The organism is Pseudomonas sp. EU05-FHT14B02 (genome assembly GCF_058791055.1).
Map to the genome: position 1 here is coordinate 50,308 of NZ_JBYTDD010000037.1, position 24,674 is coordinate 74,981.

Consider the following 24,674-nt stretch of genomic DNA (forward strand, 5'->3'; position numbering starts at 1 on the left):
CATAAATGCTTAGGCCTCACCGAACAATATCCATTCGATGTTTTCCTCTTCGACGGTAATTCGGTCGGCGAGCAGGAAACGGCTATGGCTACGCCGGACGTTCAATGTCGGCATGATTTCGCCTTTATCGAAACGTCGGATCTCGTCGATGATGCCTTCCGCTCTCCAATAGCCGGATTGCGGGCAGGCTTGACCGCTTTTGCAGGTCAGCTTGCGGTAAGGCTCCCGGATGAAATCGGGAGATGCTGGCAGCGGTCGACCGGAAGTGGGGTCGAGGAGCTTGGCCTTGGCCAGTTGCTGGATCAGCGCTTCGCTGGGCTTTTCTGGCGGGGCGTTTGCCAGGCGCTCTTCTAGCCATTGCAGCTTGCCGTCCCAGGCGGGGAGTTTGGCTGGTGGCAGCGGGAGGATTTCGTTGATTTCGGGGACTTTGGGGTTGGCATAGGAATATCCCGCAAGTATCTTCCAGATTTTTTTGTAGCGGTCGGCGCGTTCGAGATCTTCTGTCTGACCGAAATAGTCCATTTTGTCTGTCTTAGGGGGGCCGCGAAAGGCGTCGTCCAAGCGACCAGCGGAATGCTCGTCTCCGCCGGCAACGCCCATCTGCAAGACTTCGATTGCTTCGCTGTACCTTTGATTTTTTCTTAAATGGAGCGAAAGCATGATTGCAGCTCTGCCATGCCCCTGTTCAGCAGCACAACGGCGCATTTGCCGAGCAACTTCTGGAGCGATGCTCTTTGGCGCCAGCTTGTCCCCCACATCGTATTGCGCTTGGGCGTTGCCTTTATCTGCGGCCTTGCGAAAATATCGTAACGCCATCTCCGGATCCTGCTGAAGCCCGGCCGCCCCCTGCTGAAGGAAGATCCCTACAAAGTAGTAACCTGTCGCCACACCGGCATCCATCAGTTGTTGACTCAAGCGCAGGTGTTCGGCGCCACGCAACTGGAACCGTTGCCGCATCGACCCGTTTTGCAGGTTGATGTTGGCTTTGTAATGACCATTTTCGGCGGCGATGCGGTACAACCGTTCGATTTCGACATCGACAGTTTTGTCCGGTATGAGCTGATTGTTTTTCTGCAACCAGCGGGCGTAACGAAACAGCACGTCAGATTCAGCACTGGCTTCTGGGATATTTTCGTGGGCACAGGTGAAAGCCAGATTGGCTTTGATTTCCGTCAGAGGTTTCACATGAGGATCCTTCTTCATATAGTTAAAAGTGCTACGGCTATCGCAAGCCGCCAACAGCAGGCAGGAGAACAAGAGAAAACGGCGCATCAGTCGAGGTCGCTCAGTTTGGCTTTTCCGTAGAAAAATTCGACGAGGGGGGCGTAAGGAGTTGTCTCGTCTTCTTGGCTCTCTTTGTTGTAATCGATGATTTTCTGCCAAGCTTCGAATGCATCACCCACCTCCTCCTGCACTCCCTTCCCATCCGTATGCAGATCCCACAACCGCCGCCGCATTGCCTGGGTCACACTCATCCACTCATGGGCAATGTTCAGCTCACTATCCACCTGCATGCTGCGGGTATTGATGTTGGCCGAACCGTGGGTGGTGAACACGTCATCGACGATCATCAGCTTGGAGTGGACGTACACCGGCATCCATTCCCTGCCCGCCGGTGAGTCCGGCGCGACCAGCGAACACAGGTGCACTTTCAGGCCGGGGATGTCCTCCGGGGTGACGGTGCTGTCCTGGATTTGCTTGATGTGCCAATCAAGTTCGGCCTGCCACTCGGCCAGTTCCCGGTGCCCGGCGCGGTCGCGGGGCTCGGGCATTGGCCGGGGGGATGCTTGCGCTTTTACCTGTTCGATGCGCCGCAGCTTGGTCACTTCGGGAATGGTCTCGGCCCGCCCGAGGCTTTCGAGCATGCGCTGGGTGTTGCGGGTGCCAGCGCCCACGCTGTCGTCGCCGGCGTTGGTAATGACGAACAGGTGCAGGGGGCCGTGCAGCCCGGGATCGCGACCACCTTCGGTTTGAGCGGCGGCGACTTTCTTGATCAGTTCAGCCAGGGGCGGCCAGCGAAAGTACTGGTTCTCGATGTAGATGAACTGGGTCGCGTTGTTCACCGCTTGCAGGTAGAGCGTCTCAATGTCGCGTTTGCCTTCCTGGGCCTGGGTGCGCAGGATCTGCGCGATTTGCTTCGTTGCGCCGGGATTGCATTGCAGCTGCAGCCCGAGCTGCTTGGCCTCGCGCGACGCCATCAGGTCCTCGCCAGTCTCCTTGAACCAGGCCGTGGCGAAGTTGTGGTGCAGGTGTTCGAGGATGGGGCCGCTGACCTGGCTGGAGATGTCTTGGCGTGGGGTATTGCCACGCGGGCCGGCGCAGGGTGCCGGCTTGCTGCCTTCGGCACGGTTCAACGCCGTGTGAGCACTGGTGTCCCAGTACTCGTCGAGCATGTTGTGACCCATGACGAAACCGACAGCGCTTTCGGGGGTTTCGTAGTCGACCAGCACGGTCTTCTGGTGGTGGGTGGCGGTGAGCTTCAGGGTTTGGCGCATCTTGCTGCTGATGTCCGGGTCGAGGCTTTCATACTTCACCCAGTGGGAAATTTCAGCCCTTTCCTCCCAACTGAAACCACGACTGACGAATGCTGGGAGGCCGTTCGCGACCTGTTGCGCCGCTTTGTTGCCTGCGACCGCACAGCGGGCAAACCACTCGCGGTCTTCGGTGTATTGCGCCTCGGTGGAGCGCTGCAGCGCCCGATCGGCAATACGCAGCGAGCCTTTGCCGGGCAGGTTGGCTTCGCCGCCCACCCCCGCCAGATTGAATGGCATTTCCCAGCCCAGTATGCGTACCTTTACCCTTGGCCGGACCTTGGCCTTGGCCAGAAGCAGTTCACCGATGCTCGGCGCCTTGCCATCGCGGATGAAATACATCGACGGTTGGAAACCCCAGCAGATGATGTCGATAGATTTTTTTGCCCCCGCGATGGCCTCGTACACGGCTTTGAAGGCTTCCTCGCCGTTGATCAACGCTTGATAGGTAGCGCCTACCGGATGGTATTCGGTGTTGCATACATACCAGGGCGCCGTGCAGGTGGCCGTGTTGGTGTGCTGCAGCGCGATGGGCACCACGCATTCGAATTGAGTCATCGGGTTTTCTCTCCTTGAGGGGCGATGTGCGCGGCGTACTGCCCGCGATGATCGGTGTGCGAAGCGGGCTGGTTGACGCTGGTATCGGTTTGCGAGGGGTGGTTGTGCAGACCCTGATTGGCGAGTACCGCCTGCTCGGCATTGCGGTAGTCGGTCGGTACCGGGATCTGGTAAACCGTGCCGTTGGCCAGGAAAACGCGGTAGCCTCGGGTCACCACCTGATGGTCAATCGATATGAGGCCGGTCTTGTCCAGCACGCCTTTCTTGAGTACCGCGCCGTCGGCCAACAGCGTGTAGGGCATGCCGGCCCAACCGTGACTGGAGGCGTTCGGAGCGGGCGCCAGGCTCAGGTTAATCATTTCTTTCGATAGGATTTTGGGGTAGTCCGGGTGCGTGGCCTTCATGTTCGCCGGGCCGCTGTAGTCGTAGTGCGCCGCCTTGACCTTGTGGTCGCCCGCCGTGCCGGACTCGATGCAGCACTCATCCAGGCTTAGGTAACTGCCGCCGCCGTTGAGGACGATTTTCTTCTTCGCGGTGATGTGGATTTCTTCTTCGGTACTGGTGATGTCCAGACCGTGCCGGGCGATTAGTTCCAGACGATCGTTTTGCGCCTGCACGCTGACAGGGCCCTGATTGGCGATCAGCTTGATCCCGAGCTTGCGCACGAACAGGCTCAGGCCTTGCCCCACGCCGATGAACAGCCGCTTGACCACGCTGAGGTCGGCTTCACCGCCAGCGTTGAGCATCAGGTTTTTCTCGGCGGCCAGTTGCAGATGCTGGCCGCTGGTCAGGGCGATGCCTTGCGGGGCGCTGAGCAGCAGGACCTGGGATTTGAGTTGTTCGAGGTCCTGGCGCAACAGGTTCAGTTGTGCCGCGACGTCGGCCGGATCGGCGTTGGCGGTTTGGGCGTCGACCGAGAGTTGTTGCAGTTGTTCGCCGGCCTGTTGCAGGCGGCCGAAGGCGGCGTCCATGTCGAGTTGCGCACCTTTGGCTTTCTCCTGTTTGTCCGCGCTGATGAAAAGACCCTTGCCGCCACGAATGGCGCCCCAATCATCCGTACGCAGCTCAAACCCTTCCCCACGTTTCTTCCGCTGGCCATCCACCAGATACCCCAGATTCAGCTGACTCTTGCCGCCATACTCGGTGCTGAGCTTGATGTGCTCCTGCCCCCGCGTGTCATCCAGGCGCAGCTTGTTGTTGGCCGGCGTGCGCAGCACGTTGCGGTGGTCGTTGCGCTGGGTCACCAGGTCGGGGTACTGGTCGTCGTGCAGGGCGTGGGCGATGTAGGGTTTGTCCGGGTCGCCTTGTTCGAAGGCGATCGCCACTTCGGTGCCAGCGATCAGCGGCAGGTGCAGGCCGTAGGTGTCGCCGGCGTAGGCGCGGGCCTGGCGCAGCCATTTGCTTTCGCGGCCGGCTGGCCAGGTGTCGCGGTCGAAGAGGAACTTGACCCGGTAGCGCCCGTGATCGTCGATTTCGGTGTACATCGGGTTGCTCTGGGGGTGGGTGATGCGCGCCGGCAGGGTGCCGGCGATCTGTGGTTTGGGCGGCACCTCGGGCCGGAAACACAGGCGCAACGCGTAGGGCATGGCCTCGAAATCGCAGGTCAGGCTGCGGTCGCGGGCGGCGCGCGTGGTGATCTTTGTGATCACCACGCGGGAGGCGAAGGCCTTGGGGGCGTCGCCGCTGATGGTCAGGACCTGACCCGGGGCCAGGGTGGCGCTGCTGCTGGTGCCGCTGAGGTGGGTCTGGTTGTTGAGGTAGCGTTCGTGGCGCAGGCGCGCATAGAAAAAGCCGCTTTCGCTTTGCAGGTCTTCGTCGCGCAGGTGGGACTTGCCGAGCACGCGGTAGGGTTCGGCGTAGTGGTAGGCGTCGCCGTAGGTGTTGTCGGCGACGCCGCGGGTCGTGGCCACGCCGTGGGTGGCGGGCTCGCCGAGGGTCTGGTCGACCTCGCCGTCGAGGTAGGCGCGGCTGTCGTCGGGGTGATAGGCGCGCACGCTAACTTGCTGTTCCACCACCTTATGCCGGGTTTGCAGGGCCCAGACGCTGTCCTCGACGCTGTTGCTGAAGCCCGAGGGCGAGCGCAGCGGCAGCTCGACGTCGAACTGGTAGCAGCGCTGATCGTCGCAGAACTCGACGACGTCGAAGGCGAGCTCTTCGTGCTGGATGCAGCGGTACCAGATGCCGACGTCGGCCAGGATCCGGCTGATGAAGGCCAGGTCGCTTTCCTGGTACTGCATGACCTGCTCGCGCTGCGGGTACTCGCGCTTGAGGTTGAAGCGAAAGTGCCCGGTGTCGAGACCATGGCGGTCGCGCAGAATGCTTTTGACGATGTCTGGCACGGACTGGTGCTGATAGATCCGCGTTTGCTGGCCGCGATCGAGCAGGGCCAGGCGCGGTTGCAGGGTGACTTCGTAGCGGGCTTCGTCGATTGAGCCGGACAGGCGCTGGCAGGCGGTAATGCGGCCATAGACGGTGCGCAGGGGCTTGGGCGGTCTGGGTACTTCCCAAGAGGCCACGCGCAGGGTCGAGGGGTCGGCGAACAGGCTGAATTCGGCGTACTGGCCGATGAATTTTTCCCCGCCGATGTCGAGGTCGCTGGCGGTGAATTCGATGCGGTAGAGGTAGGGTTGGCTGAGGTACTCATGACCCTCGAAGGTGAGGACGTCGAGGTGGGTGTCGAGGCCATCGATCTGTAGTGTGTGGCGGCTGTGGTCGAAGAAAACGGGCAGAATGGTGTTCAAGTACGGACCTCCCTGGGACATTCGGGGGAGGCTTCATTTCCATCCCCGTTCAAGCGCTCGACAGCTTTCAGGAAGGCAAAAAAGGTTGATATAGGATGCTTCCGGCGCACTCGTAGGATGCGTCCGAGTGTTGGTGCAACGTACCTGTAGGACTATTCGCGATCTTGTCGGCGCCCAGTGCCGCGGCTGCTTTTTGACAGGGTTAAACCGTTCGGGTCGAACGCTACTCCAGAGCGCAAACCCTGCGTGTTTAAAAGCCCTCAAGGTTACTTCGTGAAAGCCACAGCGCCTTGCATCGTTGCCTACACATACTCCAGAATCCGCCGGCTTGTAAGCCTTGGGGCTGGGTTTTATCGTTTGCTGGTCGCTGAAAAAAAACAGCGATCGGGTTTGGTAGCCCGTCCTCATATGGCGTATAGCGTCACCATTTCCAGGTGCTTTTCTACGGCACTTGTATCAATGGCGACCATGCGCAGGGCACCCTCGGGTGCGCCGGGTTTGCCATATGGGCCGGTCTACCAACCTTCGCATGGTCACCACATTCGTTTGGTAGCGAGGGTGATGACTCCATCAATCCCATATGGAGTTTCATCTATGTTCAAACCGACACCTAACCCCCCGGAAACCGATCCGGAAACGTCTTCAGAAACCCTCGATTCAAATACACTTCACGAGCCGTCCGAACGTATCCCCTCAGCCGCTGACATCCGCGCCCCCCCCACGCAAGCTCTGCACCATGTTTATCGTCAACACGGACCTCCATGCCGAAACCCTACTCACTCATGCCTGCGAGTCACTGGCATCGGCCAATGTCATGACCATGGATCTGGCGGATCGTACGGAGGGGACAAGTCGCAATACCCTGCTAGGGATTGCCCAAGTCATCATGCTGGGGGAACTGGCGGTGAACCGGGCGCTGTATCGGATTGATCCGCCCGAATAGAAATCAAAAGATCAAAAGATCGCAGTCTGCGGCAGCTCCTACATTGGATTGGCGTACATCCTGTAGGAGTTGCTGCTGCGATCTCTTAACGATTAGACACTAGTTGGACAACTGATTGGCAAACTGCCCCACCGCGTTGACCACTTTCTGCGCGCCGTCCTGGATCTCGACAATCACCGTACCCGCTTCCGCCGCCAGTGCCAGGCCCTGCTCGGCCTGAAGCTTGCCGTCGGTCATCAGCGCTACGGCGTTGCGCGCCATGTCCTGGTTCTGCCGCACCACGAGGACGATTTCGTCGGTGGCCTGGCTGGTGCGCGAAGCCAGTTGCCGGACTTCATCAGCCACCACGGCGAACCCCCGCCCCTGCTCGCCCGCACGGGCCGCTTCGATGGCCGCGTTGAGCGCCAGCAAGTTAGTCTGCTCGGCAATGCCGCTGATGGTTTTGACAATGGTACCGATCACCAGCGACTGCTCGTTCAGCGCTTCGATGCCATCGCCGGCGGTTTGCATATGCCTGGCCAGGTCGCGCATCACGTCCACGGCCTGGGTCACCACGGCGTTGCCGCGCTGGGCGCTTTGGTCGGTTTGCTGCGAGGTGCTGTAGGCGATGTTGGCCGCCTCCGCGACGGCTTGTTCCTGATTGACCTGATCGGTAATCACCGTGGCGAACTTCACCACCTTGTAGAGATTATTGTTGGCATCGGCCACCGGGTTGTAGGACGCCTCAAGCCAGACCGTACGACCATGGCTGTCGACACGTTTGAAACGGTCGGCCACGTACTCGCCCGCGTTCAGGCGACGCCAGAAGTTATGGTATGCGTCACTGTTGTATTCTTCCGGCAGGCAGAAGGTGCGGTGATGCTTGCCCTTGATCTGCGCCAGGCTGTAACCCATACCGCTGAGGAAGCGGTCGTTGGCGGTCAGCACGTTGCCGTTGAGGTCGAATTCGATCACCGCCGTGGAGCGCACCAGCGCGCCGATCAGGTTCTCGTGTTCGCGGGAGGCCTCGATGGTGCGGGTCAGGTCGCTGGAGAAGATCGAAAAACACTTGATCCGCCCGTCCGCCGAGCGCACCGGTTGCAGGATCGAACGCAACCACGCTTCCTGGCCGGTACCGCGCAACAGACGCACTGCGCCGGCGAAGTGCTCGCCACGGGTCAGCGCGTTCTTGAAGCGCAGCTGGAATTCATCGGATTTCACGTGATCCGGGACCAGATCGTCGATGTGTCGGCCAATCAGGTCGCCGCTCTTGTAATGCATTTCGCCAAGGAAGTTCGGGTTAACCGATTGAATCCGCCCGCTGCTGTCGAGGGTCAGCACCAGCATTTCGCTTTCCAGACTTTCCTTCACTTGCTGGAGGCTGGAGAGTTCTTCACGAAGAGCCGACAGCTCCTGCTTCAAGCGTTTATTGAACATGGGAAAGCACCGATGGACAGGGGTAGAAAGCGATATGCAGCCTAACCATCGGCCTTGGAAACATTTTCTTAAGCGTGCTCCAGGCTTGTCCTACAAAAAATAGTTACGACATGCCCGATCAATGCGCGCCAGCCGCAGGACAGCCTGCGATTCTCGGCATCCGCGCACCGAAGTACGCCGCACTGCCCATGCCCACCGCGCCCATCACCGCACTGAACATCACGCAGATCCATGGACTCCACGGCATCAGACCGATCAACAACAGCGGTGTGACACTCGCCCATGCGGCATAGGCAATGTTGTAGGTGAACGAGATCCCCGAAACGCGAATCCGCGCCGGGAACAGGCTGACCATCACCGATGGCACCGCGCCAACTACCCCGCAGGACAGCCCGGCCACCGCGTAGGCCAAGCCGATCCAGTCGCCGCCCATGATCAGGCAGGCATACAGCACGCCGATGCCCAGCGGCAGGAGCAGGCTATAGAGCATCACTGTGCGCCAGGCGCCGATGCGGTCGACCAGCAACCCGGCGAGCACGCAGCCGATGTTCAGGAACACGATGCCCAGCGCGCTCAAGGCGAAGGTACGGCTGGCGGTCATGCCAAAGGTTTTCTGCATCATGGTCGGGGTGATGACCACGAACACCACCACGGCCGAGGTCAGCACACAAGTGAGAATCATCGCCGGCAAAATGGCCAGGCGATGCTCGCGCAAGACCGTACGCAGAGGCAGCTCACCGGCCGCCTCGCGCTGCGCCTGCATGGCCGTGAACACTGGGGTTTCGCTGAGCCAGCGACGCAGCCACACGCCAATCACCCCAAACACGCCGCCTAAGAGGAAGGGATAACGCCAGGCGTAATCGAGGATTTCCGCCGCAGTGAACGCCTGCGCCAGGAAGGTCGCGGTCAAAGCACCGATCAGGTAACCGAAGGTCAGCCCCGCTTGCAGGAAACCCAGGGCATAGCCGCGATGGGCGATGGGTGCGTGCTCGGCGACGAATACCCAGGCACTGGGTACCTCACCACCCACCGCCGCGCCTTGGAGGATGCGCAGGGCCAACAGCAGCAAGGGTGCGAAATAGCCGATTTGCGCGTAGGTCGGCATGATCCCGATCAGCAGACAGGGCAACGCCATCATCAGGATGCTCAGGCTGAAGACTTTCTTTCGCCCCAGACGGTCGGCGAAGTGCGCCATCAGGATGCCCCCCAGCGGTCGCGCCAGGTAACCGGTGACGAAGATCCCGAAGCTTTGCAGCAATCGAAGCCACTCGGGCATTTCCGGCGGGAAGAACAACTGGCTGAGGGTCAGGGCGAAAAACACGAAGATGATGAAGTCGTAGATTTCCAGCGCCCCGCCGAGAGCGGCGAGCCCCAGGGTCTTGTAGTCCGAGCGGCTGAACGGCGTCGGGCGCGAATCGGTGTTAGTCATGAAAGGAACTCTGGCACAGGCAAAAACCAAGGCGCCCATGGTCTACGCAAATGCACCGGCGGACAACCCGTTAGACCAAAGTCCCATAGCCACGAAACAGCCCCGCAAAAATCCTCGGCTTGAATTAATGTTGGCGCCTGTTCAGACGGGCGGTTACTGCCCCGAAGACCACTACAAACATAATAAATCCGAGGTAACCCTGTGGCCGCTGATATCGAAGATAGCCGCTCCGCCCGCTTTGCCCTGCGCTGTTCAAGTTTTGCCGAACGCTGGTTTCCCGACTCCTGGGTGTTTGCTGCCCTGGCGGTGATTATCGTGGCCCTGGCCACCATGGCGATGGGTGCCAAGCCCACCGATGCCGCAGTGGCGTTCGGTGACGGCTTCTGGAGCCTGATCCCGTTCACCATGCAGATGGCGTTCGTGGTAATCGGTGGTTACGTGGTCGCCAGTTCGCCACCGGCGGTGAAGCTGATCGACCGTCTGGCGAAAATCCCGAAAAACGGCCGCTCCGCCGTAGCCTGGGTGGCGCTGATTTCCATGGTTGCGTCGCTGCTGAACTGGGGTCTGTCGCTGGTGTTCGGTGGTTTGCTGGTGCGCGCTCTGGCCCGCAGAACCGATCTGAAGATGGACTACCGCGCCGCCGGTGCCGCTGTCTACCTGGGTCTCGGCGCGGTTTGGGCCCTGGGCCTGTCATCGTCCGCTGCGCAATTGCAGGCCAACCCGGCCAGCCTGCCGCCGTCGATCCTGTCGATCACCGGGGTGATCCCTTTCACCCAGACGATCTTTCTTTGGCAGTCCGGTGTGATGTTGCTGGCTCTGATCATCGTTTCACTGATCGTTGCCTACGCCACCGCCCCCGGCCCGAACTCCGCACGAGACGCCAACGCCTGCGGTATCGACCCAAGCTTCAACCTGCCACCGCTGCAACCACGCACCCGCCCCGGCGAATGGCTGGAACACAGCCCGCTACTGACGATTCTGCTGGTGCTGCTGGCAGCCGGGTGGCTGTTCCATGAGTTCTCGACCAAACCGGCCATCAGCGCGATTTCCGGGCTGAACACCTACAACTTCCTGTTCATCATGCTGGGTGCGCTGCTTCACTGGCGTCCGCGCAGCTTTCTGGATGCCGTATCCCGTGCGGTACCGACCACCACCGGCGTGTTGATCCAGTTCCCGCTGTACGGCTCGATCGCCGCACTGATGACGACGGTCAAGGGTGCCGATGCGCAGACCCTGGCGCACCACATCTCGACCTTTTTCGTCAGCATTGCCTCCCACGACACCTATGCCCTGCTGATGGGTGTGTACTCGGCGATCCTCGGCTTCTTCATTCCGTCCGGCGGCGGCAAGTGGATCATCGAAGCGCCGTACGTGATGCAGGTGGCCAATGACCTGAACTATCACCTGGGCTGGGCCGTACAGATCTACAACGCTGCCGAAGCTTTGCCGAACCTGATCAACCCGTTCTACATGCTGCCGCTGCTGGGCGTACTGGGGTTGAAGGCGCGGGACCTGATCGGTTTCTCGTTCGTGCAGTTGCTGGTGCACACACCGCTGGTGCTGTTTTTGCTGTGGGCACTGGGCACGACGCTGACGTATACGCCGCCGGTGATGCCGTGACCCAAATGGTGGTGATGACATAGAACCCTGTGGGAGCGAGCTTGCTCGCGATGGCAATGTCACTGACATATTGATACTGAATGTGCCGACACCATCGCGAACAAAAACGCTCCCACAGCGGTTTGAATGCACGTTGCCTGACAGCTTTTTGCCTCCCCCTCTAGACCAACCGCCGCCTGCGGTTTCAGTATGTAGCACCCACGCCAACGGGAAACCACGCTGAAAAGGATCTGAGCATGCTAAAACTTGCAGGACTGACTCTCGCAGCCGTCACCCTGAGTGCCGCTGCCCACGCCGATGTTGCCCTGAAACTGGGCAGTACCGAACGCGTTACCCGTCTCTTTGCCTATCCCAACAACTGCAACGTGATCTGCTTTCGCAACTGGACACTTGAACAGACCGTCGAGCATTACCTGACCCAAAGCGTGCAGCGTGATGGCTACACAGGGGCGAAGGTTCTGATCAAGACCGATAACAATCAGCTTTATGCCGAAATCAGCGGCGTACCCAACGGCTATGAAAAGCCCCTGGCCGCGCTGCTCGACGCCGGTGACCTGGCCTACAACGGCGCCAGCAAACTGAATGCCGATGGCAAGTGGGCGTATAGCTGGTACCTGTTCCTGCCGTTGGGCATGGCCCTGGAAAACCGCAAAAGCGTCGAACTGCTGCACTTCCCGCCAGACTATTCACTGACCCAGGCCCAGGATTATCTGAGGTCCGCCACTACGGATCGCTGGGCCACGCTGCTGACAGCCAACGGCATCCCGGCCGGGCAGACGCCGGGCTACCAGACAATCATCGACATCGCCCCGATTGCCGCACCGTCCAACGCGGGCAAAGACCTCGAAGGTGTCTACGGCTACTTCAAGGATTACCAGACCACCATGGTCAAGGAAGTCAGCCTGAACGCCAGCGGCGCAGCCCTGCCGATGGTCGCCTTCGGCACGCCGGTACGTAACTGGATCAAGGAGCAATACGGGCAGACGGTGAACGTGTTGGGCCTGGTCCAGATCACCCCGGACAACGGCGTGAAAGTCCCCGTGCTGGGCTCCAACCATCCGAGCTACATTTGGTACGCCGCCGATCCGGCAAGCTACACCGGCAGTGACGCCCAGGCCAAAGCCGATGCGGCAGGGCTGAAAGTCATGGGTCAGGATTTGAGTGCTGCGTGCTGGCAGGCCGCCATGGGTCGCCAACCGGACAGCAATCCGGACGTTGAGCTCAATACCTGCAGGCAAACCTGGCAAGTGGCCCAGAAAGAAAAAACCTGCGAGCTGTTCTACACCTCGATCCGCAACCTGTCGCCCCAACAGGCTGTGGGCAAATGCGCGACAGCTTCGATCGTGTCCCAGCTCAAGCAGCTCAAGGCCCCGGCACCAGCCACGGCGAAACCTGCTCCGCCGTTGTAACCTGATGAACGGCGAAAAAATCTGTCACTTATTACAGTAGACCGCCCGTGGTATCTGCGAGAGGCTTGGGCTGAACCCATGTGCTGCTGTGCTGACAGGACCGTCGGTGCAAGGAAGTCGCAGCACCCAGCAGACAGGGATTGCTATGAAAACTCACGCCCCTCAACGAAAACGCCCACAACCGCCGCAAGGCGTTTACCCCTTTTCGGAGCTGCCCGTTCGCCTGGGATTTCCTTCCTTGGCCGACTTCGAAATCATTGAAAACGCCAAGGGCGAAGCCACGGGTATTGCCGCACGGCGCGAATTCCCGCGAATCACCCGTATCTGCCGGGCGTCGGGGCGTTTGCTGCCCTACCGCTGCCGGCATACCCGCCAGCTCGCCCCGGGTGTACACGTCTACGACCCGCGCTTCTGTGGACTGTTGCGGCACTCCTGCGACCCCAATGTCTTTCTGGACTTGAGCGAGTTGTGGTTATGGGCGCTGAAGGACATCAGCAAGGGGGACCGGTTGACCATGGACTTCGCCACCACAGAGGACAAACTGCAACGCCAATTTGCCTGCCAGTGCGGCTCATACGAGTGCCGTGGCTGGATTACCGGCTACGACGAGTCGCCAAACGCCGACGGCCAGGCGTTTCTGCAACGCTGGCGTCGGCAACGTCATTATTGACGGGTATTACTGAGGGTCGACCGGACGCAGGCGGTACTGCGGCGGCAGTTGCTCGAAGCCGCTGATGGTGGTGTTCAGGCTTTTCCAGCGACCATCCTTGATGCCGTAGATGCAACCGTGGACCGACAGGCTCTGCCCGCGGTGCCAGGCATTTTGCACAATGCTGGTATGGGCGACGTTGGCCACTTGCTGAATCACGTTGAGTTCGCAGAGGCGGTCGACCTGTTCCTCTTCGGTGGCCAGTTTGGCCAGCTCTTCGCGCTTCTCGTAGTAGAGATCGCGAATCGAACGCAGCCAGCCGTCGATCAGGCCGAACTGGCGATCCTGCATCGAAGCGCGTACACCGCCGCAGCCATAATGGCCAGTGACAAGGATGTGTTTGACCTTGAGCACATCGACCGCGTACTGAATCACCGACAGGCAGTTGAGGTCGGTGTGCAGCACGACGTTGGCCACATTACGGTGTACGAACAGATCGCCCGGCAGCATGCCGACGATCTCGTTGGCCGGCACCCGGGCGTCGGAACAACCGATCCACAGGAACTCAGGGGTCTGTTGGCGAGCCAGCTTGGCGAAGAAGTCAGGATCTTCCTCCTTGATCGCAGCGGCCCAACGCTCGTTGTTATCAATCAGATCTTGTAATTCGTTCATGCTTTGAAGCCTCAAGAATGATGCGCAGCTTTGACTGACAACCGTCCGTCGGGGTCACGCGCGAAAATGCAGATGCTTTCCCGATCCGGAACACGGGGCTCCATGCCGGTGGAATTCTCGGTACCCACGGAGGTCAACCGTAGTAGGGCCTACAGTATGAGGAATTGCCATGAATGATTCACGACGTCCGTACGATGCGGTGCAACCGGAACCCGTCGATGACAACGAAGACCGCATGGGCTCGGTGCGTGAGCTGGATTTCGACGCCGAAGAACCCAGCACCAGAATCGGTGACGAACTGCCGGAAAAGGAGCACGAGCAACTGCTGCCTCGCCAGCGCGGACGTGAAGCGGGCCTGACCGCTGCCTCGACCGGTGACCATCAACCTACCGATGACGATCTGAGTCCGGAAACCCTGATCCGCGAGGACGGCGCCCGGGATGCCCATGAGGCGGGCAATGATAGCCGTGCGGATTGGGACCTGAGCATCGTCGATGAGGACGACATTGGTGGTGGCAATGGCCTGGATGAGGCTGAACTGGCTCGGTGCGATCCGATGGACGGCAAGCGATAATTTTTTAGTGCCTGCTCGCGAAGCTTTTAAGCTCAATCCACCAAAGTGCAGGCCATGACCACCGCATCTTCGCGTCCGCCCACCGCCGGGTAGTAATCCCGACGCCGGCCGATCTCGTTGAAACCATATCGTTCATACAGTTTGAACGCAGCGGTATTGCTGTCGCGCACTTCCAGGAAACACTCCCGGGCGTCTGCCTTGTAGGCGATCGACATCAAATGCTCAAGCAATGTCAGCCCCAGGCCACGCCCTTGGTTTTCCGGCTTGACCGTAATGTTGAGCAGGTGCGCCTCGTCGAGGATGATCTGCACCACACCGTGGCCGACCTGTTGCTGACCTTCGAACATCAACCAGATCTGATACTTGCCCAGGCCATCGAGGAAAATCCCGCGGGTCCAGGGATGGCTATAGGCCGCATATTCGATCTTCAGTACAGCTTCCAAGTCCGCCTCGGTCATCGGGCGAAACGATACAGCGTCACTCATTCGATTCTTTCCAGCGCGCCATCAGCCGACGCATGGCTTGCCAGACATCAGCCTTACGCCGTGGCTCATCCATTAATAATTCCAGGCCCGGTACCGCCCAGGCCGAGCCCAGGCCTTCGATCTGCAATTCACAATTGAACGCCTCGGCATCCGCTTCGCCGGCAAATCGCACCGCAGGCAAGCCGATCAGCCACAAGCAGGCGCAGGGCGTTTCTTCCATGCGCACCGAGAGAAAACCTTGCACGAAGTCGCGGGCCGCTTCCGGACCCTGATCCATCGTGCCACGCACCAACAACGGCCAACGCACCGGCTCACCGACGATCTGCGGGCTGTCCGGCAGACCGGCGGCGCGCAGCATGTCCTTGAGCAGCAGGTAGGCAGGATCGCGAGTCTGGAAGGATTCACCTGTGGGTAACTCCACCAGCAGCAGGCAACGCCCGGCCCGCAATAATTGCAGGGCGAAACGCGGGGGCGGCACGATGGGTGCCTTGACCACGGCTGGCGTCTCTTCGGCCTCTTCCACTGGTTTGGCGCCGGAGCGGGTGCTGGCCAGCGATGGCCGAGGTACCTCGATCTTCGCCCGCTCGGCCGGCTTGGCCACAGGCGCCACGGGCGTATCGGCCACAACAGCGGGCACGACAGGCGCGACCACAACCGGCTCGGGAATCTCCAGCAGCTCGGGCCGCGACGGTGCGGCAAAGGGCAATTCGGTGCGCGGCAGCCAGTTGACCACCTGCATGGCGGCCAGATAAGCGCGACGACGGGACTCGATAAGCAAAGGTCGGCCACTTGTGGATAACTAAAGTGCGCTGATTCTACCGCCGTTCGCTCAAGATCGCCCGCAGTTGATCGATGCACTTTACCGAAAAGAAGGCGACAGCCCGTCCCGAGAGTGAATCGCATTGCCCCCGATGCAGTACAATCGCGGCTTTTAATCGCCAACCAGCCGGCCATTCCGATGATCGAACCCAAGCGCGTCTTGCGCGCCCTCGCTGAACACTGGGCACTTCTGGAGCCACTGTGCGAGCACTTCGACCAAGGCACACTGAGCCTGAACGAACTGCGCACGCAACTGGCCGCCCAGCAACTCGACAGTACGCCGCAGGACATCACCAGCCTGCTGGATGTGTGGATTCGCCTCGACATCCTGGTTCCCGTGGCCAAAAGCCCGAACCGTTTCGAGCTCAATGCGCAGATTCACGACTTCCTCGCCTATCTGCGTCGTGAACACCGTCTGGGACTGTGCCTGGAGATCGAAGCCTACCTGCGCCATCTCGAGCGTCTGGCCGGTTATATCCAGGACGCATTCGATATCCGCGACGGCAATGACCTCGCCCGCCAATTGCGCCTGCTCGACATGCGAGTGCGTGACGTGCTGAAAAAACTCGATAACGACGAACAGGCACTGGTGGCCGTCGCCGAACGGGCGAAAACCAGCGACCGGCAGATTCCGTTGCGCCAGCGTTACGCCGAAGTGCTAGCGACCTGGGATGAATACGTCGAGCCGATGATTGATCTGGTGAATGCCGACGGCGCCTTCGAACAAGGCGTGCGCAAGGTCGAAACCGTCCTGCTGAAGATGCTCAGCGAACAGCAGCGCCTCGGCCACCTGGTCGACGACGACATGTTGCTGCGCACCCACGCGCGCATCCTCGAAATGCAGACCAGCGCCCAGTTGACCTTGCGTCACGCCCGCGAACTGCTGCTGCCGCTGCGCGAAGAAGCGCGCCGGCACAACGCCGTGACCCGTGGCGCCGCATTGGCCCTGTCGATGATCCGCCGCAAAGGCATCGACGCGGTGCCACAAGCGGCGATGCCGATGTTCACCCGCCCGCAGAGCACTTTCCTCGGCAGCGCCAGCCAGGTCGAAGCCTACGTTTATGCCCTGGCGCGTTTCGAACCGAAACCGGCACGTTTCCCCAAGGCGCACAAGACCCACAAGGGCGGCGATGCACCACGGGCGCCGCGCACGGTCCGGGAAATGCTCGAGCGCTGCGAAGACGCCTTGCCGATGCCGGACCTGATGACCTGGCTGCTGGAGCAGGAGCCGGACGGCGCCACCGACGAATTGTTGTACTGGTTCTCGCGCCTGTCGCGGGAAAAACGCTTCAAGCGCGAGCGTCTGGAACGTCGCGAATACCATACTCACGAGCACCAGGTCAGCCTGCGCTCCTTCGCCCTGCTCTCGGTCAGCGACACCGCCGCCGAGGATTCTGCGAGCACTCCCTATGCATCTTGATTTATCCGAACTGTCCCAGCTGGCGCCGATCTTTCGCGAGCTGTTCAAGGGTTATCACGTCAGCCGCCGCGATCCGGAGCTGTACGCGCAGTTGTCGAACTTCCAGGACCAGTACCGCACGCTGTTCAAGGCCCTGGGCTTTGAACTGGTCTGCGACACCCGTGGCTTCTACTACTTCGTGCCGGACCTCGCGGCGGCGGCGGTGAACAAGACCGCCCAGCGTCTGGCGCTGTTCACCTTTATCCTCGTCGAACATCTGGCCGATCAGGGCCGCGACCCGATCGCCGTACTCGACGGCGGCAGCCTGGGGCGTGATGAGTTGCCGTCGCTGCTGGAGAAATACCGCGACCTGTTCATCCAGGCCGAAGTGCAGACCCAGGACGAACTGGAAGAAAAGATCATGCGCCGCATGACCCAGCTCGGTTTCGCCAGTGAAGAAAACGGCATCTACCGTTTCCTGCCGCCGATGCACCGTTTCCTCGATGTGTGCCTGTCGGTGCAGCAGGACCGCGACCTGGCCGCCAGCCTGCACAGTGTCCTGCCGTTGCCGGTGCCATTGCTGATTGACGAAGACAGCGACGAAAAACTGCTGCAGACCGACGACCCGCTCGACTTGGCAGAGTTTGCAGATGAAAGCGAAGAAGACGCCCTGGCCCGCGCCATTGCCGAAGAACAGGAGCTCGACGCATGAGCAAGGAACGTTACGGCATCCGCCGCTTTGCCCTTTTGAATACCGCCGGCTACAGCCTTGGCCTGTTCCCGCTGGAAGAGCCGCTGTCCGTGTACGGCGCAAACAACCTCGGTAAGTCCGCCTCGATCAACGCCCTGCAGTTCCCGATCCTGGCGCGCATGTCGGACATGAGCTTCGGCAAGTACAGCCTGGAACAATCCCGGCGCTTCTACTTCGCCTCGGACACCAGCTACATCCTGGTCGAAGTGAACCTGCCCCACGGCCCCCACGTGATCGGTGTGGTCGGTCGCGGCCCGGGTGGCGGTTTCGGTCACCAGTTCTTTGCCTACGCCGGCAAACTGGACCTGGCCCACTACCAGAAGAACGACACCTGTCTGCGCCAGAAAGAACTGTTCACCAACCTTGAACGCGAAGGCCTGAAGGCCTACGAACTCAAGCCGGATGAACTGCGCCGCTTGCTGGTCGGTGGCCACACCTCGATCCCGCTGGACCTGACGCTGATCCCGCTGCGCTCGACCAGTGAGCAAAGCCTGAAGACCTTCCGCGCGCTGTTCATCAACCTGCTGCACATGCGCGAAATCACCGCGGCCAAGCTCAAGCAACTGTTCCTCGACGCCTTCGAACACAGCCTGCGTTCCGGCAGCGTCGATTACATTGCCGCGTGTGAAGAAGCGTTCCGCGATGTACGACGCATGGAGCAGGACTACAACTCGCTGGTCGCCGCCGGCCCCTTGGTCGAAGCCCTGGCCAACGGTGTGAAGCAACGCGACATCCTGCGCGGCAAACTGCACCGGATCTCACCGCTGCTCGACTCCTTGCTCGGCACCTGGTCGGACTACGCCAGTGCGCGCAAGGAAGAGCTGACCATTCAGGCCGAACACTACCGCAATGAGCAGGATGCCCTGCAAAACGACCAGCGCGGCGGTACTCAGGAACTGATGCGCCTGGAGCGGGAAATCACCGGCATCCAGCGCTGGCTCGGCGAATTATCCGTACTCAAGCATCGCTTTGCCCTGGTCGATGACGTCAAGGTGTTGGAACAGCAACTGCTGGCCGCGAAGGACGCCCACGACGAACTGGCCGGTGCGCTGGCACAATCGCGCCAGTTCAGCGCCGAAGACCTGGACGAGCGCCTGCGCGACCTGGAAAAACGCCTGAAGTCGGTCAAGCAGCAACTCGATCACGCCGATAACAACAGCTACGCCCGTCTGCGCGAAGAATTTTCGCAGCAAGACGTCGAACGCCTGATGCGCCTGTTCAACAGCGCACTGTTCAGCCTGCCGCTGGGTGAACACGGCATCACCCTCGACGACGACGGCGAGTGGGTCAAATCCGTGGAGCTGATCCTCGACGGCTTCAAAGGCGAACGCTTCGAAGTGCCGGGCCTGTCCATCGACATCTCGCACATCGAACCACCGGCGCTGCAGGCCCTGGCTGACCGCGCAGCCCTGCGCGACCAGAAGGAGCGCCTGGACAAAGAACTCAAGCAACTGAAGACCCAGCAGGCCGTGGCGGCCGACCGCGCCGCAAGCAAGACCCAGACTGAAGTGCTGTACCAGCAAGTGCTGGATGCGCAGAAAGCCCTGGAAGATTTCCGTCGCGCGCAAACCTTGAGCGCCGAGGAAGGCGACAAGCTGGAACAGATGGCACAGATGGAAGCCGCACAGGACGAATTGAAGCGTTCCAGCGATGCCTTTACCGAGCGCGTCCAGCAACTGTCGGCCAAGCTGCAACTGGTCGGCCGCCAGATCGGCGACATGGAAGCCAAGCAACGCACCCTCGACGACGCCCTGCGCCGTCGCCAGTTGTTACCGGCGGACCTGCCGTTCGGCACTCCGTTCATGGACCCGATCGACGATTCCATGGACAACCTGCTGCCACTGCTCAACGACTATCAGGACAGCTGGCAAGGTCTGCTGCGGGCCGACGGCCAGATCGAAGCGCTGTACGCTCAGGTACGCCTCAAGGGCGTAGCCAAGTTCGACAGCGAAGACGATATGGAGCGTCGCCTGCAACTGCTGATCAACGCCTATGCGCACCGTACCGACGAAGCCCTGACCCTGGGCAAGGCTCGCCGTGCCGCCGTGACGGACATCGCACGGACCCTGCGCAACATCCGCAGCGACTATGACAGCCTCGAACACCAACTGGCACTGTTCAACCGCGAGATCAACAAACGCCAGGTCTCCAACCTGCAAAGCTTCCGCATCGTGCTCGCACCGAACAAGGAAGCGCTCAAGCACATCGACCAGATCATTCACAGCGCCGGTCAGTACGAAGAAGGCGAAACCCTGTCGGTCTTCGACCTCAGCCAAAGTGCCGAGCAGGACAACAAGAACGAAGAGGCCAAGGAATACCTGGCGCGGCTGGTGGCGGCCAACCACAACCAACTCGGCCTCAAGGACTTGTTCGAACTGGCGTTCGAAATCACCAAGGTCAACGGCCAACCGGTGATCCACACCGACATTGACGGTGCCGCATCCAACGGCACCACCATGACCATCAAGGCGCTGACCAACATGTACTTGTTGTTGCACTTGATGGACCGTGACCAGGCAGGTCGCGTGCGCCTGCCGTACTACCTCGACGAGGCGGCGGACATCGACGAGAAGAACCAGGCCGCATTGCTGGAAACCAGTCTGCAACTGGGCTTCGTGCCGATCCTGGCGAGCGTGAAGCCACAAGTCTGCGCCAGTGTCGCCATCGACCTGGAAGGCGGTAGCGGCCCGGCCGGCATCTACATCGATGAGGCGGACTGGAAGTACATCCGTCGTCACGATCAGGTAAGGGCGACGATCAACGAACAAGCGGATGTACCGGAACTGGATGCGGTCTGAGGCTTGAATCGAAGGCAATAAAAAGGCCGCGGTCCAATGGATCGCGGCCTTTTTCATAGGTGTGTCATTTAGCTTTGCAAGTGAACTTCAGGGCCTCTTCGCGGGCAAGCCCGCGAAGAGGCCATCACAGATGCCAGAAAACTACTTACCGAGGGAGATCTTCGGCGCCCAGCCCAGCCACTCCTCTTCGAACTTGTCGAACAGCGCGAACGTCTGCTCCGGTCGCGCCGGGCTACCCATGCGCTCGCCATCCGGCGTAGCAAAGGCGACACCGCCCTGAATCATCGTCTCCAGTGATTCAGTACGCACCGTTGCACCTTTGAACAAGCCAACATCAAAATCGAAACCGCTGGTGTTCCAGAATCGTGTACCGCTGCGTACCAATGGCGCGTACTTCGGCTCGATCAGGATGTGGATCAGGACGCGATCAGCGGTCTGGCCCAGTTCATAACCGGTCACCTTGCCCACAGTGATTTCGCGATACGTCACCGGCACGCCGGCCTTCAGCGAACCACGACGGGCCGCGCTCAGCACCAGACTCAATCCCGCTTCCTGCTTGGCAGTTTCGGGCGCGGCGGCCAAAACGACAAAGCTCTTCTGCGGTCCCAGGTTCTTCGGCGCCGGTTGCACCTCGATGTATTGCCCGGTCACCAGGGTTTCGAGGTTGGACGTCTTGATCAGACCCAGTTCAGGCTTGACCACCCAGAACTGACTGCCGACCCGGGCTATGCGCTCTGGCACTTCGGTAATCCGCGCGGTCAACAGCACCGATTGCAGGTCCTCGCTGAGATCAACATCCTCCACCTTGCCGACATCCAGCCCCTTGAAACGAATCGGAGTGCCGGTGCGCAGGCCATCAGCGCGATCAAGCTTGAGTGTGATGACTTCGCCCTTCTGCGTAGCGTCTTCATGGTTCGCAAACAGACGGAAACGTGGAATACGCTTCTGCAACGGGGCGTTGTCCTGCGGGGTCTCGAAGGCAATGCCGCCGGCCATCAAGCTCTGCAATGACTCGCTTTTAACCTGGACCCCGCCGGTCAGTCCGCCCGTGAGGGTGATGCCACTGGCGTTCCAGAAGCGCGTCGAGCCGTTGACCAGGCCTTCATATTCCTTCTCGATGTGCACGCCAATGATCAGTTGTTTCTTTTTGCGAGAGAACTGATAGCTCTGTACGGAGCCGACTTTGACCTGTTTGTAGAGAACCGGGCTGCCGACTTCCAGCGAACCGAGGCTTTCCGTGAACAAAACAAGGTGCAGGCCCGGTGCACGCAGATCCAGCGGCGGTGCCTTGGCCCGGGCTACAAACTCCCGCTGTGGCGCCGAACCCTTGTCACCAGGCCGCACAGCGATATAGTTACCTTTGACCAACGCCTCGAGACCGGTAATCCCCGCCAGAGAAATCGACGGTTTGACCACCCAGAACTGGGTTCCTTCGACCAGGTAATCCTCGGCCAATGGGTCCATCGTCAACTCGGCGGTTGCGCCAGACAGATCCGCATCGACCTTCAGCGTTTTCAGGCTGCCCACCTGAATACCCTTGTACATCACTGGTGTGCGACCGGCCTGCAAGCCGTCGAAATCACTGAGCTTGACCTTCACCCGGATACCGGCGGCAGCGGCGTCAAAGTCTTCATAGAGTCTGAACGGCAGGCTCGGATCGGTAGGCGGACTGTCCTTGCGGTTTTCCGGTGTGGCGAACGCGATGCCACCGGCGACGATGCTGGCCAGGGACTCACTGCGGACCTTCACACCCGACAGATTGGCGTCGATGCTGATGCCGCTGGCATTCCAGAAACGTGTGTGTTTGCGCACCAGTTTGGCGTAAGTCGGTTCAATGAAGACCTTGAGCTCGACAGTGTTCTGGTCCTCGGACAATACATAGCTTTTGATCTGGCCTACTTTGATCTGTTTGTAAAACACCGGACTGCCACGGTTCAGCGAGCCCAGGCGGTCGGCCTTGATAGTCAAGTGCAGACCGGGCTGGGCATCGGAGAGCGGCGGTTCCTGGGCCAGGGCCTTGAACTTGCGGACCGGCTCGCCTTCCCCTGGGCTGATGGCGACATAGTTACCGGAAACCAGCGTCTCGAGACCGGTAATCCCTGCCAGCGTTACGCTCGGCTTGACCAGCCAGAAACGCGTGCTGGTTCGCAGGTATGGCTCTACGTCCTTGTTCATTTCGATGCTGGCGATCACGCCTTTGGAACTGCCTTCGTCATCGAGCTTGAGGCTTTTGACCTTGCCGACCGACATGCCTTTATAGACAACTTCGGTCTTGTTGGCCTGAATGCCCTCGCCGCTCTCAAAACGCACCTGAATCTCGATACCGGTCTCGTTATAGGCACGCCAGCCGAGCCAGCCGCCGATAATCAAGGCGATCAGGGGCAACACCCAAATGGCAGACCAGTTCGAAGCCGGTCGGGTTTTCGCTACAGGCAAATCAGTCATGGTCGTCGTCCGACTCCGTATTATCCCAAATCAGTCGGGGATCAAAAGTTACCGCGGCAAGCATCGTCAGAATCACCACCGTGGCGAAAGCGATGGCGCCAAGATTGGCTTCGATGCTGGCAAGCCGCCCAAAATTCACGACAGCCACGAGGATGGCAATCACAAAGATATCGAGCATCGACCAGCGGCCGATGAATTCAATGAAACGGTACATCCAGATGCGCTGGCGAGCCGAAAGGGGCTGACGGCGCTGCACGGAAAACAGCAGCAGAGCGATGCCCACCAGCTTGAACGTGGGCACCACGATACTGGCGATAAACACCACGGCCGCAATGGGGAACATTCCGTAGTGCATCAGTTCGATCACACCTGCCATGATCGTGCTCGGCGCACCTTTGCCCAAGGAGTTCACGGTCATGATCGGCAACAAATTAGCCGGTATGTAAAGAATGGCGGCGGTAATCAGCAATGCCCAGGTGCGCACCAGGCTATTCGGGCTGCGGGCGTGCACCAGCGCCCCACAGCGCGTACAGACTTGCTCATCGGTATCAGCTTCCTGCCTGTTCAATTCATGACATTCCTTGCAAATCAGAATGCCTGCATCAATCGCCCGCATGGGCATCCTCTCCTGATAACGCTTGCCAGATCTGGTGAGGCGACATTACGACCTCCAGCCAGACTTGAATCAGCAATAAACCAATGAAGCACACCAGGCCGAAGCCTACGGTGATGGCTGCCATATCTGCCAGTTTTACGATCGCCACCAGTACGCCCATGAAGTAAACCTCGAGCATCCCCCATTCGCGTATATGGTGATAAATGCGATAGAGCAGCAAGCCGTAGCTGCGTCCGACATCAAAACGGATACTCAACAATACGGTCAGTTGGCACAGCAGCTTGAGCAGTGGGATCCCCATGCTGCACAGGAATACAATCACTGAAACGCTTTGCATACCCGTGTCAAAAAGAGCGACAACGCCGCTCCAGACAGTGTCTTGCGAAGACTGCCCGAGTAGATTGAGCTGCATGATGGGTAAAAAGTTCGCCGGAATAAACAACAACAAGGCGGAAATGACCAGAGCGAGACTGCGCTGTACAACGTTGTACCGATTGGCATAAAGCTCATAGCCACAGCGCGGGCACAAGGCTTTTTCGCCATGGGCGAGTTCGGGTTTACGCATGAGCAAGTCGCACTCATGGCAGGCAACCAGATTTTCTAGTGGTATTTCTGACAGCTCTTTGGCGTCAACCGAATCCGGCATAAGCGCTCTGACTCTGAAAAAGTTGGACCTATTCTAGTGTCGCGGGACAAAAATAACTGCGCCAATTTGTGCTTGATTGATCGTGCTTTTTTCTACGACAAAAACAAAACCCCTACCTGCATACGCAGATAGGGGTTTCGGAATTTAATCTTGACGATGACCTACTCTCACAT

At 59.9% G+C, this 24,674-nt stretch carries 18 protein-coding genes and 2 pseudogenes; 8 read left to right on the forward strand and 12 right to left on the reverse strand.

Translation table 11 applies throughout. The features are described 5' to 3' along the window. Positions 1–9: 9 nt before the first annotated feature. The 3 genes from AC3WTM_RS26755 to AC3WTM_RS26765 are packed head-to-tail and all read right to left on the reverse strand — an operon-like array spanning position 10 to position 5,851. Positions 10–1,272, reverse strand: coding sequence for an SEL1-like repeat protein (locus tag AC3WTM_RS26755; RefSeq protein WP_102671735.1), 1,263 nt, complete (start codon positions 1,270–1,272; stop codon positions 10–12). Further along, entirely contained in the window at positions 1,272–3,089 is a 1,818-nt protein-coding gene (locus AC3WTM_RS26760) for a phospholipase D-like domain-containing protein (protein WP_102671736.1), read from the reverse strand. The genes AC3WTM_RS26755 and AC3WTM_RS26760 overlap by 1 nt, the downstream gene beginning before the upstream one ends. Then, the gene (locus tag AC3WTM_RS26765) at positions 3,086–5,851 is read right to left on the reverse strand and encodes a type VI secretion system Vgr family protein (protein ID WP_102671737.1); all 2,766 of its coding nucleotides are present in this window, start codon (positions 5,849–5,851) and stop codon (positions 3,086–3,088) included. Before AC3WTM_RS26765 ends, AC3WTM_RS26760 begins: the two co-directional genes overlap by 4 nt. A 573-nt stretch (positions 5,852–6,424) precedes the next feature. Here AC3WTM_RS26765 and AC3WTM_RS26770 point away from each other — a divergent pair. Then, positions 6,425–6,773, forward strand: a pseudogene (locus AC3WTM_RS26770) (DUF6124 family protein). 99 nt (positions 6,774–6,872) lie between these two features. On the opposite strand, the gene AC3WTM_RS26775 reads toward AC3WTM_RS26770, so the two are convergent. The 3 genes and pseudogenes from AC3WTM_RS26775 to AC3WTM_RS26785 all read right to left on the reverse strand — a co-directional run bounded on the left by AC3WTM_RS26775 (position 6,873) and on the right by AC3WTM_RS26785 (position 9,618). Continuing rightward, on the reverse strand, positions 6,873–7,481 hold the full coding sequence (locus AC3WTM_RS26775) for a methyl-accepting chemotaxis protein (protein WP_256588277.1): 609 nt from the start codon (positions 7,479–7,481) through the stop codon (positions 6,873–6,875). Beyond that, positions 7,461–8,189, reverse strand: a pseudogene (locus AC3WTM_RS26780) (PAS domain-containing protein); the annotation flags it as partial. The gene AC3WTM_RS26775 and the pseudogene AC3WTM_RS26780, both read right to left, overlap by 21 nt. Before the next feature lie 118 nt (positions 8,190–8,307). After that, positions 8,308–9,618, reverse strand: coding sequence for an MFS transporter (locus AC3WTM_RS26785; RefSeq protein ID WP_328587071.1), 1,311 nt, complete (start codon positions 9,616–9,618; stop codon positions 8,308–8,310). Positions 9,619–9,819: 201 nt separating this feature from the next. Between AC3WTM_RS26785 and AC3WTM_RS26790 the strand changes: the two genes are divergently transcribed. The 3 genes from AC3WTM_RS26790 (at position 9,820) to AC3WTM_RS26800 (ending at position 13,317) form a co-directional block, all read left to right on the forward strand. Continuing rightward, positions 9,820–11,238 carry a short-chain fatty acid transporter gene (locus tag AC3WTM_RS26790; RefSeq protein ID WP_057713298.1) on the forward strand — a complete coding sequence of 473 codons (1,419 nt, stop codon included), beginning with the start codon at positions 9,820–9,822 and terminating at the stop codon, positions 11,236–11,238. Positions 11,239–11,474: 236 nt separating this feature from the next. Further along, positions 11,475–12,647, forward strand: a complete 1,173-nt coding sequence (locus AC3WTM_RS26795; protein ID WP_102671740.1) for a hypothetical protein — start codon at positions 11,475–11,477, stop codon at positions 12,645–12,647. A 145-nt stretch (positions 12,648–12,792) separates the two neighbouring features. Beyond that, positions 12,793–13,317 (forward strand): SET domain-containing protein, encoded by a 525-nt coding sequence (locus AC3WTM_RS26800; protein WP_102671741.1) that lies wholly within the window; start codon positions 12,793–12,795, stop codon positions 13,315–13,317. A 6-nt stretch (positions 13,318–13,323) separates the two neighbouring features. Here AC3WTM_RS26800 and can read toward each other — a convergent pair whose 3' ends face one another. Further along, positions 13,324–13,968: a carbonate dehydratase gene (gene can / locus AC3WTM_RS26805; protein WP_057713295.1), complete on the reverse strand. Its 645-nt coding sequence runs from the start codon at positions 13,966–13,968 to the stop codon at positions 13,324–13,326. A 169-nt stretch (positions 13,969–14,137) separates the two neighbouring features. On the opposite strand from can, the gene AC3WTM_RS26810 reads away from it, so the two are divergent. Beyond that, the gene (locus AC3WTM_RS26810; protein ID WP_102671742.1) at positions 14,138–14,542 is read left to right on the forward strand and encodes a serine kinase/phosphatase; all 405 of its coding nucleotides are present in this window, start codon (positions 14,138–14,140) and stop codon (positions 14,540–14,542) included. A 32-nt stretch (positions 14,543–14,574) separates the two neighbouring features. On the opposite strand, the gene rimI is transcribed toward AC3WTM_RS26810, so the two are convergent. Further along, positions 14,575–15,027, reverse strand: a complete 453-nt coding sequence (gene rimI, locus AC3WTM_RS26815; protein WP_007981794.1) for a ribosomal protein S18-alanine N-acetyltransferase — start codon at positions 15,025–15,027, stop codon at positions 14,575–14,577. After that, positions 15,020–15,766, reverse strand: coding sequence for an energy transducer TonB (locus tag AC3WTM_RS26820; RefSeq protein ID WP_102671743.1), 747 nt, complete (start codon positions 15,764–15,766; stop codon positions 15,020–15,022). Before AC3WTM_RS26820 ends, rimI begins: the two co-directional genes overlap by 8 nt. A gap of 219 nt (positions 15,767–15,985) precedes the next feature. On the opposite strand from AC3WTM_RS26820, the gene mksB reads away from it, so the two are divergent. Genes mksB through mksF form a run of 3 tightly spaced genes read left to right on the forward strand, consistent with a single transcriptional unit; the run spans position 15,986 to position 20,794 of the window. Then, entirely contained in the window at positions 15,986–17,266 is a 1,281-nt protein-coding gene (mksB, locus tag AC3WTM_RS26825; protein ID WP_173677953.1) for an Mks condensin complex protein MksB, read from the forward strand. Beyond that, on the forward strand, positions 17,256–17,957 hold the full coding sequence (gene mksE, locus AC3WTM_RS26830) for an Mks condensin complex protein MksE (protein WP_102671745.1): 702 nt from the start codon (positions 17,256–17,258) through the stop codon (positions 17,955–17,957). The genes mksB and mksE overlap by 11 nt, the downstream gene beginning before the upstream one ends. Beyond that, on the forward strand, positions 17,954–20,794 hold the full coding sequence (mksF, locus tag AC3WTM_RS26835; RefSeq protein ID WP_102671746.1) for an Mks condensin complex protein MksF: 2,841 nt from the start codon (positions 17,954–17,956) through the stop codon (positions 20,792–20,794). Before mksE ends, mksF begins: the two co-directional genes overlap by 4 nt. Positions 20,795–20,935: 141 nt before the next feature. Here the strand turns inward: mksF and AC3WTM_RS26840 are convergent, their stop codons facing one another. From AC3WTM_RS26840 to AC3WTM_RS26850, 3 genes are read right to left on the reverse strand one after another with little or no spacing between them, the layout of a single operon-like run. Beyond that, positions 20,936–23,239, reverse strand: coding sequence for a PqiB family protein (locus tag AC3WTM_RS26840; protein ID WP_102671747.1), 2,304 nt, complete (start codon positions 23,237–23,239; stop codon positions 20,936–20,938). Further along, positions 23,232–23,855, reverse strand: a complete 624-nt coding sequence (locus AC3WTM_RS26845) for a paraquat-inducible protein A (RefSeq protein ID WP_007997011.1) — start codon at positions 23,853–23,855, stop codon at positions 23,232–23,234. The genes AC3WTM_RS26840 and AC3WTM_RS26845 overlap by 8 nt, the downstream gene beginning before the upstream one ends. Further along, positions 23,842–24,501, reverse strand: a complete 660-nt coding sequence (locus tag AC3WTM_RS26850) for a paraquat-inducible protein A (protein WP_102671748.1) — start codon at positions 24,499–24,501, stop codon at positions 23,842–23,844. The genes AC3WTM_RS26845 and AC3WTM_RS26850 overlap by 14 nt, the downstream gene beginning before the upstream one ends. Positions 24,502–24,674 lie beyond the last annotated feature (173 nt).

Coding starts and splice junctions, on each gene's coding strand:
- AC3WTM_RS26755 (WP_102671735.1), bottom strand. CDS start 1,272: ATGCGCCGTTTTCTCTTGTTCTCCTGCCTGCTGTTGGCGGCTTGCGAT.
- AC3WTM_RS26760 (WP_102671736.1), bottom strand. CDS start 3,089: ATGACTCAATTCGAATGCGTGGTGCCCATCGCGCTGCAGCACACCAAC.
- AC3WTM_RS26765 (WP_102671737.1), bottom strand. CDS start 5,851: ATGTCCCAGGGAGGTCCGTACTTGAACACCATTCTGCCCGTTTTCTTC.
- AC3WTM_RS26785 (WP_328587071.1), bottom strand. CDS start 9,618: ATGACTAACACCGATTCGCGCCCGACGCCGTTCAGCCGCTCGGACTAC.
- AC3WTM_RS26795 (WP_102671740.1), top strand. CDS start 11,475: ATGCTAAAACTTGCAGGACTGACTCTCGCAGCCGTCACCCTGAGTGCC.
- AC3WTM_RS26800 (WP_102671741.1), top strand. CDS start 12,793: ATGAAAACTCACGCCCCTCAACGAAAACGCCCACAACCGCCGCAAGGC.
- can (WP_057713295.1), bottom strand. CDS start 13,968: ATGAACGAATTACAAGATCTGATTGATAACAACGAGCGTTGGGCCGCT.
- AC3WTM_RS26810 (WP_102671742.1), top strand. CDS start 14,138: ATGAATGATTCACGACGTCCGTACGATGCGGTGCAACCGGAACCCGTC.
- rimI (WP_007981794.1), bottom strand. CDS start 15,027: ATGAGTGACGCTGTATCGTTTCGCCCGATGACCGAGGCGGACTTGGAA.
- AC3WTM_RS26820 (WP_102671743.1), bottom strand. CDS start 15,766: ATGCAGGTGGTCAACTGGCTGCCGCGCACCGAATTGCCCTTTGCCGCA.
- mksB (WP_173677953.1), top strand. CDS start 15,986: ATGATCGAACCCAAGCGCGTCTTGCGCGCCCTCGCTGAACACTGGGCA.
- mksE (WP_102671745.1), top strand. CDS start 17,256: ATGCATCTTGATTTATCCGAACTGTCCCAGCTGGCGCCGATCTTTCGC.
- mksF (WP_102671746.1), top strand. CDS start 17,954: ATGAGCAAGGAACGTTACGGCATCCGCCGCTTTGCCCTTTTGAATACC.
- AC3WTM_RS26840 (WP_102671747.1), bottom strand. CDS start 23,239: ATGACTGATTTGCCTGTAGCGAAAACCCGACCGGCTTCGAACTGGTCT.
- AC3WTM_RS26845 (WP_007997011.1), bottom strand. CDS start 23,855: ATGCGGGCGATTGATGCAGGCATTCTGATTTGCAAGGAATGTCATGAA.
- AC3WTM_RS26850 (WP_102671748.1), bottom strand. CDS start 24,501: ATGCCGGATTCGGTTGACGCCAAAGAGCTGTCAGAAATACCACTAGAA.